The organism is Pseudokineococcus basanitobsidens (assembly GCF_037482545.1).
GTDB classification, from domain to species: domain Bacteria; phylum Actinomycetota; class Actinomycetes; order Actinomycetales; family Quadrisphaeraceae; genus Pseudokineococcus; species Pseudokineococcus basanitobsidens.
Map to the genome: position 1 here is coordinate 191894 of NZ_JBBIAA010000003.1, position 16880 is coordinate 208773.

The 16880-nt window shown below is 77.1% G+C and carries 14 protein-coding genes and 1 pseudogene; 14 read left to right on the forward strand and 1 reads right to left on the reverse strand.

Features of this window, described 5'->3' with window-relative positions:
• Positions 1–281 precede the first annotated feature (281 nt).
• The 14 genes and pseudogenes from pyrR to metK all read left to right on the forward strand — a co-directional run bounded on the left by pyrR (position 282) and on the right by metK (position 15912).
• Positions 282–860: a bifunctional pyr operon transcriptional regulator/uracil phosphoribosyltransferase PyrR gene (gene pyrR / locus WDZ17_RS05155; protein WP_339574066.1), complete on the forward strand. Its 579-nt coding sequence runs from the start codon at positions 282–284 to the stop codon at positions 858–860.
• Entirely contained in the window at positions 857–1810 is a 954-nt protein-coding gene (locus tag WDZ17_RS05160) for an aspartate carbamoyltransferase catalytic subunit (RefSeq protein ID WP_339574067.1), read from the forward strand. Before pyrR ends, WDZ17_RS05160 begins: the two co-directional genes overlap by 4 nt.
• Positions 1807–3174, forward strand: coding sequence for a dihydroorotase (locus WDZ17_RS05165; RefSeq protein WP_339574068.1), 1368 nt, complete (start codon positions 1807–1809; stop codon positions 3172–3174). The genes WDZ17_RS05160 and WDZ17_RS05165 overlap by 4 nt, the downstream gene beginning before the upstream one ends.
• Positions 3171–3773: a PH-like domain-containing protein gene (locus tag WDZ17_RS05170; protein WP_339574069.1), complete on the forward strand. Its 603-nt coding sequence runs from the start codon at positions 3171–3173 to the stop codon at positions 3771–3773. Before WDZ17_RS05165 ends, WDZ17_RS05170 begins: the two co-directional genes overlap by 4 nt.
• A complete protein-coding gene (gene carA, locus WDZ17_RS05175) occupies positions 3770–5074 on the forward strand; it encodes a glutamine-hydrolyzing carbamoyl-phosphate synthase small subunit (RefSeq protein WP_339574070.1) in 1305 nt (434 codons plus the stop codon). Before WDZ17_RS05170 ends, carA begins: the two co-directional genes overlap by 4 nt.
• Entirely contained in the window at positions 5074–8451 is a 3378-nt protein-coding gene (gene carB, locus WDZ17_RS05180; RefSeq protein ID WP_339574071.1) for a carbamoyl-phosphate synthase large subunit, read from the forward strand. The genes carA and carB overlap by 1 nt, the downstream gene beginning before the upstream one ends.
• The gene (locus WDZ17_RS05185; protein ID WP_339574072.1) at positions 8448–9455 is read left to right on the forward strand and encodes an iron-sulfur cluster-binding protein; all 1008 of its coding nucleotides are present in this window, start codon (positions 8448–8450) and stop codon (positions 9453–9455) included. The genes carB and WDZ17_RS05185 overlap by 4 nt, the downstream gene beginning before the upstream one ends.
• The gene (locus WDZ17_RS05190; RefSeq protein ID WP_339574073.1) at positions 9452–10480 is read left to right on the forward strand and encodes a dihydroorotate dehydrogenase; all 1029 of its coding nucleotides are present in this window, start codon (positions 9452–9454) and stop codon (positions 10478–10480) included. Before WDZ17_RS05185 ends, WDZ17_RS05190 begins: the two co-directional genes overlap by 4 nt.
• 156 nt (positions 10481–10636) lie before the next feature.
• Positions 10637–11539: an orotidine-5'-phosphate decarboxylase gene (pyrF, locus tag WDZ17_RS05195; RefSeq protein ID WP_339574074.1), complete on the forward strand. Its 903-nt coding sequence runs from the start codon at positions 10637–10639 to the stop codon at positions 11537–11539.
• A gap of 214 nt (positions 11540–11753) precedes the next feature.
• Entirely contained in the window at positions 11754–12068 is a 315-nt protein-coding gene (gene mihF, locus WDZ17_RS05200) for an integration host factor, actinobacterial type (protein WP_339574075.1), read from the forward strand.
• Positions 12069–12073: 5 nt separating this feature from the next.
• Positions 12074–12682, forward strand: a complete 609-nt coding sequence (gene gmk, locus WDZ17_RS05205; RefSeq protein WP_339574076.1) for a guanylate kinase — start codon at positions 12074–12076, stop codon at positions 12680–12682.
• A 160-nt stretch (positions 12683–12842) separates the two neighbouring features.
• Positions 12843–13103: pseudogene (rpoZ, locus tag WDZ17_RS05210) on the forward strand (DNA-directed RNA polymerase subunit omega); the annotation flags it as partial.
• A 173-nt stretch (positions 13104–13276) separates the two neighbouring features.
• Positions 13277–14563 (forward strand): bifunctional phosphopantothenoylcysteine decarboxylase/phosphopantothenate--cysteine ligase CoaBC, encoded by a 1287-nt coding sequence (coaBC, locus tag WDZ17_RS05215; RefSeq protein ID WP_339574077.1) that lies wholly within the window; start codon positions 13277–13279, stop codon positions 14561–14563.
• A gap of 146 nt (positions 14564–14709) precedes the next feature.
• Entirely contained in the window at positions 14710–15912 is a 1203-nt protein-coding gene (metK, locus tag WDZ17_RS05220) for a methionine adenosyltransferase (RefSeq protein WP_339574167.1), read from the forward strand.
• Positions 15913–16003: 91 nt separating this feature from the next.
• Here the strand turns inward: metK and WDZ17_RS05225 are convergent, their stop codons facing one another.
• A complete protein-coding gene (locus WDZ17_RS05225) occupies positions 16004–16864 on the reverse strand; it encodes an EAL domain-containing protein (RefSeq protein ID WP_339574078.1) in 861 nt (286 codons plus the stop codon).
• Positions 16865–16880: the final 16 nt, after the last annotated feature.

Sequence of the window (16880 nt, forward strand, 5' to 3'; positions counted from 1 at the left end):
CGGGCGTCGGCGCGAGGTGGTCCCGCGCCGGCCGGCCGCGTAGATCGTCACTCAGCGTCACCGGGGCGTCAAGCGCCGGTACCCCTCCGTGGACGGCACGTCCGCCGTACGGAGGACGCCGGGTCGGCCTGCGGGCCGTCGGCGACCCCCCGGCGACCCCGCCGGCGGGTCGCCGTCCGGACCTCGGTCGCGCACCGGGCCCCCGAGGGCCCGGTGCTAGGTTCCCCGCCGACCGACGTCCTTCAACCTCCGTCCCGAGAGGCGGGGAAGGAGTCGCCGCGATGGCGTCCGCCCGCCCGGTGCTCGAGGCGCAGGAGATCAGCCGGGCCCTCACCCGCATCGCCCACGAGGTGCTCGAGCGCAACCACGGCGCCGAGGACCTCCTGCTGCTGGGCATCCCCACCCGCGGCACCCACCTGGCCCGCCGCGTCGGCGAGCGTCTGGTCGCCGCCGAGCCCGCTGCCGGGCCCGTGGACGACCTCGTCGGCTCCCTCGACGTGACGATGCACCGCGACGACCTCCGACGCCGTCCCGTGCGCGCCCTGGGCCGCACCTGCGTGCCCGGCGGCGGCGTCGACGACCGCGTCGTCGTCCTCGTCGACGACGTCCTCGCGTCCGGGCGCACCGTCCGGGCGGCGCTCGACGCCCTCTCCGACCTGGGCCGACCGCGCGCGGTCCGCCTCGCCGTCCTCGTCGACCGCGGGCACCGGCAGCTGCCCGTCCGTGCCGACCACGTGGGCAAGAACCTGCCGACGGCCGCCGACGAGGACGTGCGCGTCCTGCTGGAGGAGGTCGACGGCCGCGACGCCGTCGTCATCACCGGCCCCGGTGCGGGGCGCGCGGGCGGGGACGCGCGGTGAGGCACCTGCTGTCCGCGGCCGACCTCGACCGGGAGCGGGCCACGGCGCTGCTCGACGTCGCCGAGGAGATGGCCGCCACGCAGGCCCGGGAGATCAAGAAGCTGCCCACCCTGCGGGGCCGGACGGTCGTCAACCTCTTCTTCGAGGACTCCACCCGTACGCGCATCTCCTTCGAGGCGGCGGCCAAGCGGCTGTCGGCCGACGTCATCACCTTCTCCGCCAAGGGGTCCAGCGTGTCCAAGGGCGAGTCGCTCAAGGACACCGCGCTCACGCTGCAGGCCATGGGCGCCGACGCGGTCGTCCTGCGGCACGGCGCGTCCGGCGCCGCCCACCGCTTGGCGCACGCCGGCTGGTCGGACGTCAGCGTCCTCAACGCGGGCGACGGCACGCACGAGCACCCCACGCAGGCGCTGCTCGACGCCTTCACCCTGCGACGGCGCCTGCGCGAGCGGGCGGGCGGGGCGATGGGCGGCGCGCTGGACGGCGTGCGGGTGGCCGTGGTCGGCGACGTCCTGCACAGCCGTGTCGCCCGCTCCAACGTGCTGCTGCTGCGGACGCTCGGCGCGGACGTCGTCCTCGTCGCCCCGCCCACGCTGCTGCCGGTCGGCGTCGGGACGTGGCCGTGCCGGACGAGCTGGGACCTCGACGCCGTGCTGCCCGAGGTGGACGCCGTCATGGTGCTGCGGGTCCAGCGCGAGCGGATGGGCGGCGGCGGCTTCGTCCCCTCCGCCCAGGAGTACACGCGCGGCTACGGGCTCGACGGCCGCCGCCTGCGGCTGCTGCCCGAGCACGCGCTCGTCATGCACCCGGGCCCGATGAACCGGGGCCTGGAGATCTCCGCCGAGGCGGCCGACGGCCCGCGGTCGACGGTCGTGGAGCAGGTCTCCAACGGCGTCGCCGTCCGGATGGCCGCCCTGTACCTGCTGCTCGCCGGGGAGGACGCCGCATGAGCGCCCCCGACACGTCCACCGCCCCGGCCGTCCTCGTCCGGCGCGCCTCCCTGCTCGGGGGCGCGGCGACCGACCTGCTCTGCGAGGGCGGCCTCGTCGCCCGCACGGCGCCGGGCGGGACGCTCGAGGCGCCGGCGGGCGCGGTCGTCGTCGAGGCGCAGGGCCTCGTCGCGCTGCCCGGCCTCGTCGACCTGCACACCCACCTGCGCGAGCCGGGCCGCGAGGACGCCGAGACGGTGCGCACCGGCTCGCGCGCCGCGGCGCTCGGCGGGTTCACCGCCGTGCACGCCATGGCCAACACCGACCCGGTCGCCGACACCGCCGGGGTCGTCGAGCAGGTGTGGCGCCTGGGGCGGGAGGTCGGCCTCGTCGACGTCCGCCCCGTCGGCGCCGTCACCGTCGGGCTCGGGGGCGAGCGGCTCGCCGAGCTGGGGGCGATGGCCTCCTCGGCCGCGCGGGTGCGGGTCTTCAGCGACGACGGCCGCTGCGTCGCCGACCCCGTCCTCATGCGCCGGGCCCTGGAGCACGTGCGTGGCGTCGACGGCGTCGTCGCCCAGCACGCCCAGGACCCGCGCCTGACCGAGGGCGCCCAGATGCACGAGGGCGACGTCTCCTCGGTGCTCGGGCTGCGCGGCTGGCCGGCGGTCGCCGAGGAGGCCGTCATCGCCCGCGACGTGCTGCTCGCCGACCACGTCGGCTCCCGGCTCCACGTCTGCCACGTCTCGACGGCCGGGTCGGTGGAGATCGTCCGCTGGGCCAAGGCGCGGGGGGTGGACGTCACCGCGGAGGTGACGCCGCACCACCTGCTGCTCACCGACGAGCTCGTGCGCGGGTACGACCCGGTCTACAAGGTGAACCCGCCGCTGCGCACGCGCGCCGACGTCGAGGCGCTGCGGGAGGCGGTCGCGGACGGCACGGTCGACGTCGTCGCGACCGACCACGCGCCGCACCCGCTGGAGGACAAGGACTGCGAGTGGGCCGCGGCCGCCATGGGCATGACGGGGCTCGAGACGGCGCTGCCCGTCGTCCAGGAGGCGCTCGTCGAGACGGGGCTGCTGGGCTGGGACGACGTGGCGCGCGTGCTGTCGGCCGCCCCCGCGCGCATCGGTCGGCTGGAGGACCACGGCCGTCCGCTCGCGGAGGGCGAGCCCGCCCACCTCGTGCTCGTCGACCCCGCCGCGCGGCGGGAGGTCGACCCGTCCGCGCACGCCACGCTCGGGCGCAACAGCCCCTTCCGCGGGCTGGAGCTGCCCGGCCGCGTCGTCGCGACGCTGCTGCGCGGGCGCCCCGTCGTGCTCGACGGAGCGCTGGTGCCGGGCGCCGAGGGGTCCGGCATGACACCGGCCGCCGGGGCGCACGGGTGAGCGAGGAGCAGGCGGGCCTGCTGGTCCTGCTGGTGATCCCGGTGCTGTGGGTCCTCATGTGGTGGGGCTGGCGACGGCGCTCCCGGCGGCAGGTCGACGTCCCGGCGCCGCCGGCCGCGCCGGGCGACCCCGGGACGCCGCTGCTCGAGCCGCGGGAGGGCACCTACGTCAGCACGACGACGGAGGCCGACTGGCTCGACCGCGTCGTCGCCCACGGCCTCGGCCGCCGCAGCGCCTGCGAGGTGGGGGTCTTCACCGGCGGGGTCTCGGTGGCCCGCGAGGGCGAGGACGTCCTGTGGCTGCCGGCCGACCGCCTCCTGCGGGTGCGGCGCGAGCGCGGCATGGCGGGCAAGTACGTGGACCGCGAGGGCCTCGTGGTCCTCACCTGGCTGCTGGGCCCCGGCGAGGACCTCGCGCTCGACAGCGGCGTGCGCCTGCGCCGGGACGAGGACGCGGACGCGCTCGTCGTGGCCACGGCGGAGCTGCTGGGCCGTCGGGCCCCCGCCCCGGAGGGGACGCCGCCGGAGGGGGCGCCGCCGCAGGAGCACGTCGAGGACGAGACGCACGGCACGGACGAAGGACGAGGAGGAGCCCGATGACGGCTGCAGGACCGACGGTCGACGGGGCCGAGCCGGCGACGAGGACGACGGCGGCCGCCGGGCCGCCGCCGGAGGCGGTGCTCGTGCTCGAGGACGGCCGCTCCTTCCGCGGGCGGGCCTACGGGGCGACCGGCTCGACCGTGGGGGAGGCCGTGTTCTGCACGGCGATGACCGGCTACCAGGAGACGCTCACCGACCCCTCCTACCACCGGCAGGTCGTCGTGATGACGGCCCCGCACGTGGGCAACACGGGCGTCAACGACGAGGACGGTGAGAGCCGGCGGATCTGGGTCTCAGGCTTCGTCGTCCGCGACCCCGCGCGGCGGGCGTCGAGCTGGCGCAGCCGCGGGGACCTCGGCGACGAGCTGGCCGCCCAGGACGTCGTCGGGATCAGCGGGGTGGACACGCGGGCGCTGACCCGGCACCTGCGCGAGCGCGGGGCCATGCGCGCCGGCGTGTTCTCGGGCGAGGCGCTGCGCGAGCCGGCGTCGGGCCGCCGGCTGGAGCCCTCCGAGCTGCTCGTGCGGGTGCTCGACGCCCCGGTCATGCGCGGCGCGGACCTCGCCGGGGAGGTGACGACGCCGGAGCCCTACGTCGTCGAGGCGGTCGGCGAGCCGCGGCGGGGGACCGACGGACGGCCGATGACCGTCGTGGCGCTGGACCTCGGCATCAAGTCGCGCACGCCGTGGCACCTCGCGCGGCGCGGGGTACGGGTGCACGTGCTGCCGTCGTCGGCGAGCACGCAGGACGTGCTCGACCTGCAGCCGCACGGCGTCTTCTACTCCAACGGCCCGGGCGACCCGGCGGCCGCCGAGCACGAGGTCGCGGTCCTGCGCGACGTCCTCGACCGGCGCCTCCCGTTCTTCGGCATCTGCTACGGCAACCAGCTGCTCGGGCGGGCGCTCGGCCTGGGCACGTACAAGCTCGTCTACGGCCACCGCGGGGTGAACCAGCCGGTGATCGACGATGCCACCGGCTCGGTGGAGATCACCGCGCACAACCACGGCTTCGCCGTCGACGCGCCGATCGGCGAGCCGTTCGACACGCCCTACGGCGCCGCCGAGGTCAGCCACTGGTGCCTCAACGACCGCGTCGTCGAGGGGCTTCGCCTGCTCGACGCGCCGGCCTTCAGCGTCCAGTACCACCCCGAGGCCGCGGCCGGCCCGCACGACGCCGGCTACCTGTTCGACCGCTTCTGCGACCTCATGGCGCAGCCGTCCCGGACGCCAGACCTGCCGGACCCGGGCGCCCCCGCCCGGGTGGCCACCAGCAGCACCGCCAGCACCGAGGAGAGCGCCTGATGCCCCGCCGCGACGACCTGCGGTCCGTCCTCGTCATCGGCTCCGGCCCGATCGTCATCGGGCAGGCGTGCGAGTTCGACTACTCGGGCACGCAGGCCTGCCGGGTGCTGCGCGAGGAGGGCCTGCGGGTCGTCCTCGTGAACTCCAACCCGGCGACGATCATGACCGACCCGGAGTTCGCCGACGCCACGTACGTCGAGCCGATCACCCCCGCGGTGGTCGAGGCGATCATCGCGAAGGAGCGCCCGGACGCGGTGCTGGCGACCCTCGGCGGGCAGACGGCGCTCAACACGGCGATCTCGCTGCACGAGGCGGGCGTCCTGGAGCGGTACGGCGTCGAGCTCATCGGCGCCGACGTCGCCGCGATCCAGGCGGGGGAGGACCGGCAGGTCTTCAAGGAGATCGTGGCCCGCTGCGGCGCGGAGAGCGCGCGCAGCTCGATGGCGCACACGCTCGAGGAGGCCAAGGCCGCAGCCGCGGACCTCGGCTACCCCGTCGTCGTCCGCCCCTCGTTCACGATGGGCGGGCTCGGGTCCGGCTTCGCGCACGACGAGGCCGACCTGGAGCGCTTCGCGGGTGCCGGCCTGCGGGCCAGCCCGACGAGCTCGGTGCTCCTGGAGGAGTCGATCCTCGGGTGGAAGGAGTACGAGCTCGAGCTCATGCGCGACGGCAAGGACAACGTCGTCGTCGTCTGCTCCATCGAGAACCTCGACCCGATGGGCGTGCACACCGGCGACTCGATCACCGTGGCGCCGGCGATGACGCTCACCGACCGCGAGTACCAGCGGATGCGGGACGTCGCCATCGCCGTCATCCGCGAGGTCGGCGTCGACACCGGCGGCTGCAACATCCAGTTCGCCGTCGACCCGCGCGACGGGCGCATGGTCGTCATCGAGATGAACCCGCGCGTCTCGCGCAGCTCGGCGCTGGCGTCGAAGGCGACGGGCTTCCCCATCGCGAAGATCGCCGCCCGGCTGGCCGTCGGGTACACGCTCGACGAGATCCCCAACGACATCACCGAGAAGACGCCGGCGAGCTTCGAGCCGTCCCTGGACTACGTCGTCGTGAAGGTGCCCCGCTTCGCCTTCGAGAAGTTCCCCGCCGCCGACGCGTCGCTGACGACGACCATGAAGAGCGTCGGCGAGGCCATGGCCATCGGCCGGAGCTTCCCCGAGGCCCTGCAGAAGGCCCTGCGCTCGCTGGACCGGCGCGGGTCCTCGTTCCACTGGGACGGCGCGCCGGCGGGGCCGGAGGAGCTCGACTCCCTCATGGCCGAGGTCGCCGTCCCCACCGACGGGCGGATCGTCGCCGTGCAGCAGGCGCTGCGCGCCGGCGTCGACGTCGACGCGCTCCACGAGGCCACGGGCATCGACCCGTGGTTCCTCGAGGAGATGGCCGGGATCGAGGAGGTCGCCGCCGAGGTGGCCGCCGCCCCCGAGCTGTCGGTGGACCTGCTGCGCCGGGCCAAGCGCGCCGGCTTCTCCGACGCCCAGCTCGGCTCCCTGCGCTCGATGCCCGAGGCCGTCGTGCGCGGGGTGCGGCACGCCCTCGGCGTGCGGCCGGTGTTCAAGACGGTCGACACGTGCGCCGCGGAGTTCGCCGCCAGCACGCCGTACCACTACTCCTCCTACGACGAGGAGGACGAGGTCCGCCCGAGCGACCGCCGCAAGGTCGTCATCCTCGGGTCGGGCCCCAACCGCATCGGCCAGGGCGTCGAGTTCGACTACTCCTGCGTGCACGCCGCCTTCGCCCTGCGCGACGCCGGCTACGAGACCGTCATGGTCAACTGCAACCCCGAGACGGTCTCCACGGACTACGACACCTCCGACCGGCTCTACTTCGAGCCGCTCACGCTCGAGGACGTGCTCGAGGTCGTCGCGGCCGAGCGGCGCAGCGGCGAGGTCGTCGGCGTCGTCGTCCAGCTCGGCGGGCAGACGCCCCTCGGGCTCGCGCGCGGTCTCGAGGAGGCGGGCGTGCCGGTGGTCGGCACCTCGCCGTCGGCGATCGACCTCGCCGAGGACCGCGGCGCCTTCGGGCGCGTCCTCGCCGCCGCGGGGCTGTCCTCGCCCCGGTGGGGGACGGCGGCCTCGGCGGAGGAGGCCCTCGCCGTCGCCGGGGACATCGGCTACCCCGTCCTCGTCCGCCCGTCCTTCGTCCTCGGCGGGCGCGGCATGGAGATCGTCTACGACCGCGAGACGCTCGCCGGCTACGTCGCCCGCGCCCGCGCGAGCGGTGTCGTCGTCAGCCCGGACCACCCGCTGCTCGTGGACCGGTTCCTCGAGGACGCCATCGAGATCGACGTCGACGCGCTGTTCGACGGCGAGGAGATGTACCTCGGCGGCGTCATGGAGCACATCGAGGAGGCCGGGGTGCACTCGGGCGACTCGGCGTGCGTGCTGCCGCCGGCGACGCTGGGGCGCCGCGAGATCGAGCGGGTCCGGCGCTCGACCGAGGCCATCGCCCGGGGCGTCGGGGTCCGGGGGCTGCTCAACGTGCAGTTCGCGCTCGCGGGCGACGTCCTGCACGTCCTGGAGGCGAACCCGCGGGCCAGCCGGACGGTGCCCTTCGTGGCCAAGGCGACGGGCGTCCAGCTCGCGAAGGCCTGCGCCCGGGTGATGCTCGGCGCGAGCCTCGCGGACCTGCGCGCCGAGGGGCTGCTGCCGGCGGCGGGCGACGGCGGCTCGCTGCCGCTCGGCGCGCCCGTCGCGGTCAAGGAGGCGGTGCTGCCCTTCAAGCGTTTCCGCACCCCCGACGGCCAGGTGGTCGACTCCCTCCTGGGGCCCGAGATGCGCTCCACCGGAGAGGTGATGGGCATCGACGTCGACTTCCCGGCGGCCTTCGCCAAGTCGCAGACGGCGGCCTACGGCGGGCTGCCCTCGTCCGGGCGTGTCTTCGTCTCGGTGGCGGACCGCGACAAGCGCGCGCTCGTGCTGCCGGTGAAGCGGCTCGTGGAGCTCGGCTTCGAGGTCCTTGCCACCGAGGGCACCGCGGAGGTGCTGCAGCGCAACGGCATCCGCAGCACGCTCGTGCGCAAGCACAGCGCCGGCCCCGGCCCGTCGGTCGACGGCGCCCCGGGCGAGCCCACGGTCGTCCAGCGGATCCTCGCCGGTGAGGTCGACGTCGTCGTCAACACGCCGTCGGGGACGGCGGCGCGGGCCGACGGCTACGAGATCCGCGCGGCGACGACGGCGATGGACCGGCCGATCATCACGACGGTGCAGCAGCTCTCGGCGGCCGTCCAAGGGATCGACGCCGCCCGCGGCGGCGAGGTCCGCGTGGCCAGCCTGCAGGAGCACGCCCGTGCGCTGCACGCGGTCTGGGGCGCGCGGTCGCCGCAGCCGCCGTCCGACGGGGCGGCCGCGGCGCCGGCGACGTGAGGACCCCGGAGGAGCCCGCCCTGCGGGCGGGTGAGCCGGCGGGCGTGCGGACGGCCGTGGTGCTCGACGCGCCCGTGCTGCGGGCCGAGCCGGACGGCGCGTACACCCGGCTGGTCCTGCGGGCGCCGGCGGCAGCGGCGTCGGCCCGGCCGGGCCAGTTCGCGGCGTGCTCGACGGGCGACTCGGGGATGCTCCTGCGGCGGTCCTTCTCGATCGCGGCGGCCGACGCGGGGGCGGGCACGCTCGAGGTCGTCGTCGCGGCCGCGGGTGCCGGCACCGCGCGCATCGCCCGCCTGCGGGCGGGGGACCGGCTGCCCGTCGTCGCGCCCCTCGGACGCCCCTTCGTCCTGCCGCCCGCGGGGGAGGGCGTCGTGCTCGTGGGCGGCGGCTACGGCTCCGCGCCGCTGGCCTGGCTCGGGCGGGCGCTGCGGGGGCGCGACGGCGCCGTCGACCTCGTCGTCGGGGCGGGCGACGAGCGCCGGCTGCTCGCGCACGACGTCGCGACCGCCGCGTCCGGCGCTCCCGACGCCCCGGTGGACCGCGTGCACGTCGCCACGGAGGACGGCTCGGCCGGCGCGAGGGGTCGGGTGACCGACCTGCTGGGCCCGGTCCTGGCGGCGCACGGCGCCCGGCACGTGCTCGCGTGCGGGCCGATGGCGATGCTGCGGGCCGTGCACGACGTCGCGACGGCCGCGGGCGCGGCGACGCAGCTCGCCACGGAGGAGTCCATGGCCTGCGGCGTCGGCGTCTGCATGACCTGCGTGCTGCCCGTCGTCGGCGACGACGGGCGCACCCGGATGCTCCGGGCCTGCACCGACGGGCCCGTCTTCGCCGGCGACCGGCTGCGCTGGGACGCGATCGGGGCGCCGTCCCCGCAGCGGCCCGCGGGCGTCGGCGCGCGCGTGCCGGTGGACGCCGTCGGGGCGCCCGCGGCGACGCCGGCACCGGTGCCGGGCGGCGGCGACGCCGTGCCGCCCGGCGCGACGGCGGGGCAGGAGCGGTGACGGCGGTGGGCGCGGGTGCCCAGGAGCACGGCCCCGTCGGGCAGGGCCCCGTCGGGCAGGGCCCCGTCGAGCAGGGGACCGTCGACATGACCGTCGACCTCGCGGGGGCGCGGCTGCGCGGCCCCGTGATGACGGCGTCGGGCTGCGCCGCGGCGGGCCGCGAGCTCGACGCCTTCACCGACGTCGCGGCGCTCGGCGCCGTCGTCACGAAGTCCGTCATGCTCGCGCCGCGCTCGGGACGCCCGACGCCGCGGATGGCGGAGACGCCCGCGGGGATGCTCAACTCCATCGGCCTGCAGGGCGGTGGCGTCGACGCGCTCGTGGAGCAGGACCTGCCGTGGCTCGCCGCGCGGGGGGCGACCGCGGTCGTCTCGGTCGCGGGCGGGGACCCCGACGAGTTCGCGGAGGTCGCCCGGCGCGTCGTGACCTCCCCGGCGGCGGACGGCGTCGCGGCGCTGGAGGTCAACATCTCGTGCCCCAACGTGGCCAACCGCGGGCTCGTGTTCGCGTGCGACCCGGGCAGCAGCGCCGCCGTGCTGCGCGCCGTGCGCGGCGCCGTCGGCGACGAGGTCGTCCTGCTGGCGAAGCTCTCGCCCGACGTCACCGACCTCGTCGCCGTCGCCCGCGCCTGCCTGGACGCGGGGGCGAGCGGGCTCACCGCCATCAACACGCTGCTCGGCGTCGAGGTCGACGTGCGCACGATGCGCCCGCGGCTCGCGGTGACGACCGGCGGGCTGTCCGGGCCGGCGATCCGCCCGGTCGCCGTCCGGTGCGTCTGGCAGCTGCGGGCGGCCATGCTCGCCGGCCTGCTGCCGCCGGCGCCCGTCGTCGGGACCGGTGGCGTGGCGAGCGGCGCGGACGCCCTGCAGCTCGTGCTCGCCGGGGCGAGCGCCGTGCAGGTGGGCACCGCCGTCTTCGCCGACCCCACGACGCCCGGCCGGGTGGCCGCCGGGCTCGCGGCGATGCTCGCCGAACGGGGCTTCGGCGCGCTCGACGAGGCCGTCGGGCACGCCCACCGACCCTGACCGGTCCTGACCGGTCCGAGGCGCCCGCGAGGCGACCTGCAGAAGTCCTGCCCGCCCGGCGTCAGGCCAGGTCAGGGAGCCGACCCCCCCGGTCCGGGCGGACTTCTGCAGGTCGCCTCGTGGCCGCCCCTCCTCGTCAGGTGGTGGGATGCGCCCATGCCCCCCGAGCCGCCGGAGCGCGACGACCTCGGCGACCTCCCTGCCGCGGCGCTCTTCGGCGACCGGCTGCGCGCGGCCATGGACGCGCACGGCCCGCTCGCCGTCGGCGTCGACCCCCACCCGGCGCTGCTGGCGGCGTGGGGGCTGCCGGACGACCCCTCCGGTCTCGAGCGGTTCGCCCTCGCCGCCGTCGAGGCGCTCGCCGGGGCCGTGGCCGCGGTCAAGCCCCAGTCGGCCTTCTTCGAGCGCCACGGCAGCCGCGGCGTCGCCGTCCTCGAGCGGGTGCTCGCCACGCTGGCCGACGCGGGGACGCTCTCGGTCCTCGACGTCAAGCGCGGGGACGTCGGCAGCACGATGACGGCGTACGCGCAGGCGCACCTCGCCGACGGCGCCCCGCTGGCGGCCGACGCCGTCACCCTGTCGCCGTACCTGGGGCTCGGAGCGCTGCGTCCCGCGCTCGACCTGGCGGCGCAGACCCGGCGCGGGGCCTTCGTCCTGGCGCTGACGTCGAACCCCGAGGGGCCGCAGGTCCAGCACGCCCGCGGCGGCGACGGGCGCGCCGTCGCGGCGGAGGTGGCCCGGGGGGTGGCGGTGGAGAACGCGGACGCCGTCGCGGACGGACGGCTGGGCTCGGTCGGCCTCGTCGTGGGGGCGACCACGGGGGGCGCGGCGGAGGAGCTGGGCCTGGACCTCGCCGCCACCGGCGCCCCCCTTCTCGCGCCGGGCCTCGGCGCCCAGGGCGCCGCCCCGCAGGACCTCGCCCGGGTGTTCGGCCCGGCCCGGCGGCAGGTGCTCGCCACGTCGACCCGTGCGGTGCTGCAGGCGGGTCCGGACGTCGCGGCGGTGCGGGCCGCGGCCCGGGACCTGGCCGAGCGCTGCGCGTTCGCCCTGTCGGGCTGAGGCGCCGCCCCGACCCCGCCGCGTCCCCGCCCCGTGCGCGCCGGCGCCGGGGCGGGGGTCGTTGCCGCCGCCGGAGCGGACTCGCTAGCGTCACGGCACCCCCGGCCGGGCCCGCCACGGACGCGCGGCGCCGACCGCCCGTCGTCCTCCTGCCGGCCTCCCGCACCCCGGGGCCGGCCCCGGCCCCGTCGTCCCCGACCTGAGGTGGAACCCCGTGCCGCTCCCGCACCTGACCGACGAGCAGCGCGCCGCGGCGCTGGAGAAGGCGGCCCAGGCGCGGCGTGCCCGGGCCGAGATCAAGAACCGCCTGAAGTACGGGCAGGGGTCCCTCGCCGAGGTCGTCCGCGAGGGCCAGAGCGACGACGTCGTCGGCAAGATGCGGGTGAGCGCCCTGCTGGAGTCCATGCCCGGGGTGGGGCGCGTGACGGCGCGCAGGATCATGGAGGAGGTCGGCATCTCGGAGCAGCGGCGGGTCCGCGGGCTCGGCGCGCACCAGGTCTCCGCGCTCCTCGCGCGCTTCGAGGGCTGAGCGGCGTGGGGACGCCGGACGGCGGGCCGTCGCGGTTGACCGTGCTGGCCGGGCCGACCGCGGTGGGCAAGGGGACCGTGTCGGCGGACGTGCGCGAGCGCTACCCGCAGGTGTGGCTCTCGGTGTCCGCCACGACGAGGCCGCCGCGACCGGGCGAGGTGGACGGCGTCCACTACCACTTCGTCGACGAGGCACGCTTCGACGAGATGGCCGCGGCGGGCGACCTGCTGGAGTGGGCCGTCGTTCACGGGCGCCACCGGTACGGCACGCCGCGGGGGCCGGTCGAGGGCGCGCTGGCGCAGGGCCGGGCCGCGCTGCTGGAGATCGACCTCCAGGGGGCGCGGCAGGTCCGCCGGTCGATGCCCCAGGCCCGCTTCGTCTTCCTGGCGCCGCCGTCCTGGGAGGAGCTGGTCCGCCGCCTCGTCGGGCGCGGCACCGAGGACGCGGCCGAGCGGGAGCGCCGGCTGGCCACGGCGAGGACCGAGCTCGCGGCCGAGGAGGAGTTCGACGTCACGGTGGTCAACGCCGATGTCCGGCAGGCCGGCGACGACCTCGTATCATCGATGGGTCTGACGCCGCGCGGCGCCTCGAGCGCACCCCGCCCCGGGCGGTGAGCGCACCGCGGGCCCCGCTCGCAGGGCGGGCGCGCGGCGGCTCCGGCGACGGGCCGCGGGGACCCGCGGCCCGACCGACCGGCACCGGCGCGACCCGCACGACGACCACGCTCCCGAGGCCCCCGGGCGACGGGAGCGCACCACGACCGCAGGAGGACCCGTGTCCGGAACGAGCGCAGCCCCCGAGGGCATCACCGACCCGCCCATCGACGAGCTGCTCAAGGCCGCCGACTCCAAGTACGCGCTGGTCATCTACGGCGCCAAGCGGGCGCGCCAGATCAACGCCTACTACTCCCAGCTCTCCGAGGGCCTGCTCGAGAACGTCGGGCCCCTCGTCGAGACGCACGTCCAGGAGAAGCCGCTGTCGGTCGCGCTGCGCGAGATCGACGCCGGCGTGCTGACGGTCCGCCCGCTCGACGCCTCCGACGCCGAGGGCGAGACCTACGAGCTCGCGCCGGACGGCGGTCTCGAGGGCACCATCACCGAGGACGACGTCCCGGCCGAGGGCTGAGCCCCGCCCCCTCGCGGACCGCCGCCGATCCCGTGCCGGGACGGCGGCGGTCCGCGTCTGCGCCCGACCCGCCAGGAGGACCCGTGGAGCCGACCGCCGCCCCCGACCGGCAGGGGCGTCGCCCCCGCGTCGTGCTCGGCGTCGCCGGTGGCATCGCGGCCTACAAGGCGGCCTCCCTGCTGCGGCTGCTGCACGAGGGCGGCGCCGACGTCCGCGTCGTCCCGACCGCCTCCGCGCTGCGGTTCGTCGGGGCCCCGACGTGGTCGGCGCTGTCGGGCCACCCCGTCGCCAGCGACGTCTGGGACGACGTGCACGAGGTGCCGCACGTGCGGACCGGCCGTGAGGCCGACCTCGTCGTGGTCGCGCCGGCGACGGCGGACCTGCTCGCCCGCGCGGCGGCCGGGCTCGCCGACGACCTGCTGACGAGCACCCTCCTCACCGCCACCTGCCCCGTCCTGCTCGCCCCCGCGATGCACACCGAGATGTGGCTGCACCCGGCGACGCGCGCGAACGTGGAGCTCCTGCGCGGGCGGGGGGTGCACGTGCTGGAGCCGGGCGTCGGCCGGCTGACCGGGGCCGACTCGGGGGTGGGGCGCCTGCCCGAGCCGGAGGAGGTGCACGCCGCCGCCCTCGCCCTGCTCGAGGGCCGGGCCGTCGCGGGCGCGCCCCCCGCCCGGCCGGGGGGGCCGGAGGTGCGCGACCTCGCCGGACGTCGCGTCGTCGTCTCGGCGGGCGGCACGCGGGAGCCGTTGGACCCGGTGCGGTACCTGGGCAACCGGTCCTCCGGGCGCCAGGGCGTCGCCCTGGCCGCCCGCGCCGCGGCACGCGGGGCCGAGGTGGTGCTCGTGGCCGCGCACCTGGAGGTCCCCGCGCCCACGGGCGTGCGCGTCGTCGACGTCGGGGACGCGCGCGAGCTGCGGGCCGCCGTCCTGGCCGAGCGCACCGGCGCGGACGCCGTGGTCATGGCCGCCGCCGTCGCCGACTTCCGCCCGGCGCAGGTCACGACCGCGAAGATCAAGAAGGACCCCGCGACGCAGGACGCGCCGGTCGTCGCCCTCGTGCGCAACCCCGACGTCCTCGCCGAGCTCGCGGCGGACGCCCCGGAGGGCCAGGTGGTCGTCGGCTTCGCCGCCGAGACCGGGGACGAGGACGGCGACGTCCTGGCCCACGGCCGGGCGAAGCTGGCGCGCAAGGGGTGCGACCTGCTCGTCGTGAACGACGTCGGCGGCGGCGCCGTCTTCGGGCGGGACGAGAGCACGGTGGTGCTGCTGGGACGGGACGGCTCGGAGCGCACGGTGGGCCCGGCGCCGAAGGAGCTCGTCGCCGACGCGGTGTGGGACGCCGTGGGGGAGCGGCTCGGCCGCGGCTAGGGTTGCCGCGCCCACGCCCGGGAGCCCGGCGCGAGGGACGAGCCAGCAGCCGCTGCACCGACAGGAGCCCCGTGCCCGAGACCTCCCCGCCGTCGTCGTCCACCCGCACGGGAGGGGCCGGACCGGCGTCGCCGCGGACCTCCTCGCTGCGCCTGTTCACCTCCGAGTCCGTCACCGAGGGGCACCCCGACAAGATCTGCGACCAGATCAGCGACGGCATCCTCGACGCCCTCCTCGCCCAGGACCCGCGCAGCCGCGTCGCCGTCGAGACGATGGTGACGACGGGCCTCGTCCACGTCGCCGGTGAGGTGACGACGACCGGGTACGCCGACATCCCCGCCATCGTGCGCGAGACCATCCTGCGGATCGGCTACGACAGCTCGACGAAGGGCTTCGACGGCCGCTCCTGCGGCGTGGAGATCTCCATCGGCGCGCAGTCGCCGGACATCGCGGCGGGCGTCGACCGGGCGTGGGAGGCGCGCGGCGCCGACGGCGCGGCCCCGGCCGACCTCGACGACCTCCTGGACGCCCAGGGGGCGGGGGACCAGGGGCTGATGTTCGGCTACGCCTGCGACGACACGCCGGAGCTCATGCCGCTGCCGGTGTGGACGGCGCACCGCCTCGCCGAGCGGCTCGCCGAGGTCCGCCGCGAGGGCGTGCTGCCCTACCTGCGCCCGGACGGCAAGACGCAGGTGACCGTCGGCTACGACGGCGACCGCCCCGTGCGCGTGGAGACCGTCGTCGTCTCCACGCAGCACGCCGCCGACGTCTCCCTGCCGGGGATGCTCGAGCCGGACGTCCTCGAGCACGTCGTCACCCCCGTCCTGGAGCGCACGGGCCTCGACACGGGCGACGTGCGGCTGCTGGTGAACCCCTCGGGGCGCTTCGAGCTCGGCGGCCCCATGGGCGACGCCGGCCTCACCGGCCGCAAGATCATCGTCGACACCTATGGTGGCATGGCACGCCACGGCGGCGGCGCCTTCTCCGGCAAGGACCCGTCGAAGGTGGACCGCTCCGGCGCCTACGCCATGCGCTGGGTGGCCAAGAACGTCGTCGCCGCCGGCCTCGCCCGCCGCTGCGAGGTCCAGGTGGCCTACGCCATCGGCGCGGCGCGACCCGTCGGCCTCTACGTCGAGTGCTTCGGGACCGAGACGGTGCCCCTGGCGCGCATCACCGCCGCGATCGACGAGGTGTTCGACCTGCGTCCCGCGGCGCTCGTGCGCGACCTGGACCTGCTGCGGCCCATCTACGCGCAGACGGCGGCCTACGGCCACTTCGGGCGCGAGCTCCCCGAGCTGACGTGGGAGCGCACCGACCGTGTCGAGGCGCTCCGCTCCGCCGTCGGCTGAGCGCGGCGCGGGCCGGGCCGGCCCCCGGGGCAGGGCCGAGACGGGGCCGGGTGAGGGCCGGTACAGGGCCGAGACAGGGGGCAGGGACGGGTCACCCCCGGCGGGGGACGGGCAGGGCCAGGAGCCGGCGCGGGCCGAGGTCCAGCTCCACGGGGTCGGCGGGGACGCCGAGCAGCCACCCCTGCCCGCGGCAGACGCCGAGGCGGCGCAGCGCCTCCAGCTCACCGGTCGTCTCGACGCCCTCGGCGACGAGGACCGCGCCGAGGTCCTGGGCGAGGGCGACGAGCGCCCGGACGAGGGAGCGCCGGGCCGGGTCGGCGTCGAGGCCGCGCACGAGCCCGATGTCGAGCTTGAGCACCTCCGGGGCGACGTCCACGATGCTCCGCAGACCCGCGTACCCGGCGCCGGCGTCGTCGATGGCGATGCGGGCCCCGGCCTCCCGCAGCCGCCGCAGGGCCGTCCCCAGGCGGGGGCGGTCGGCCAGGTCGTCGTGCTCGGTGAGCTCGACCACGACCCGGGGGGCGCCCGCCGCGACGACGAGGTCCAGCAGGCGCGGGTCCTCCGCGGCCGCGGGGCCGGCGTTCACCGAGAGGTCGACGTCCGCCGGCAGGTGCGGCAGCAGGGCCAGTGCCGCGCGGACGGCCGCGAGCTCCAGCTCGACGCCCAGGCCGACCTCCGCCGCCTCGGCGAAGGCCCGGTCCGGCGGGCAGCCGGTGGACGGGCGGGCGAGCGCCTCGAGGGCCACGACGCGGCCGTCCACCAGGTCCACGACCGGCTGGAGCACCATGCGCATCCCGCCGGGCTCCAGGTGGCGCGCCACCGCGCTCTCACGGCGGGTCCGGACGGCGGCGTCGGCCTCCAGGCGACCGAGCTGGACGGCGACGAGGTCGGCCAGGACCTCCAGCACGGCGACGTCGGCCCCGGTCAGCGCGGCGGGGCGGTCGGAGAGCACGCACAGCGACCCGTGG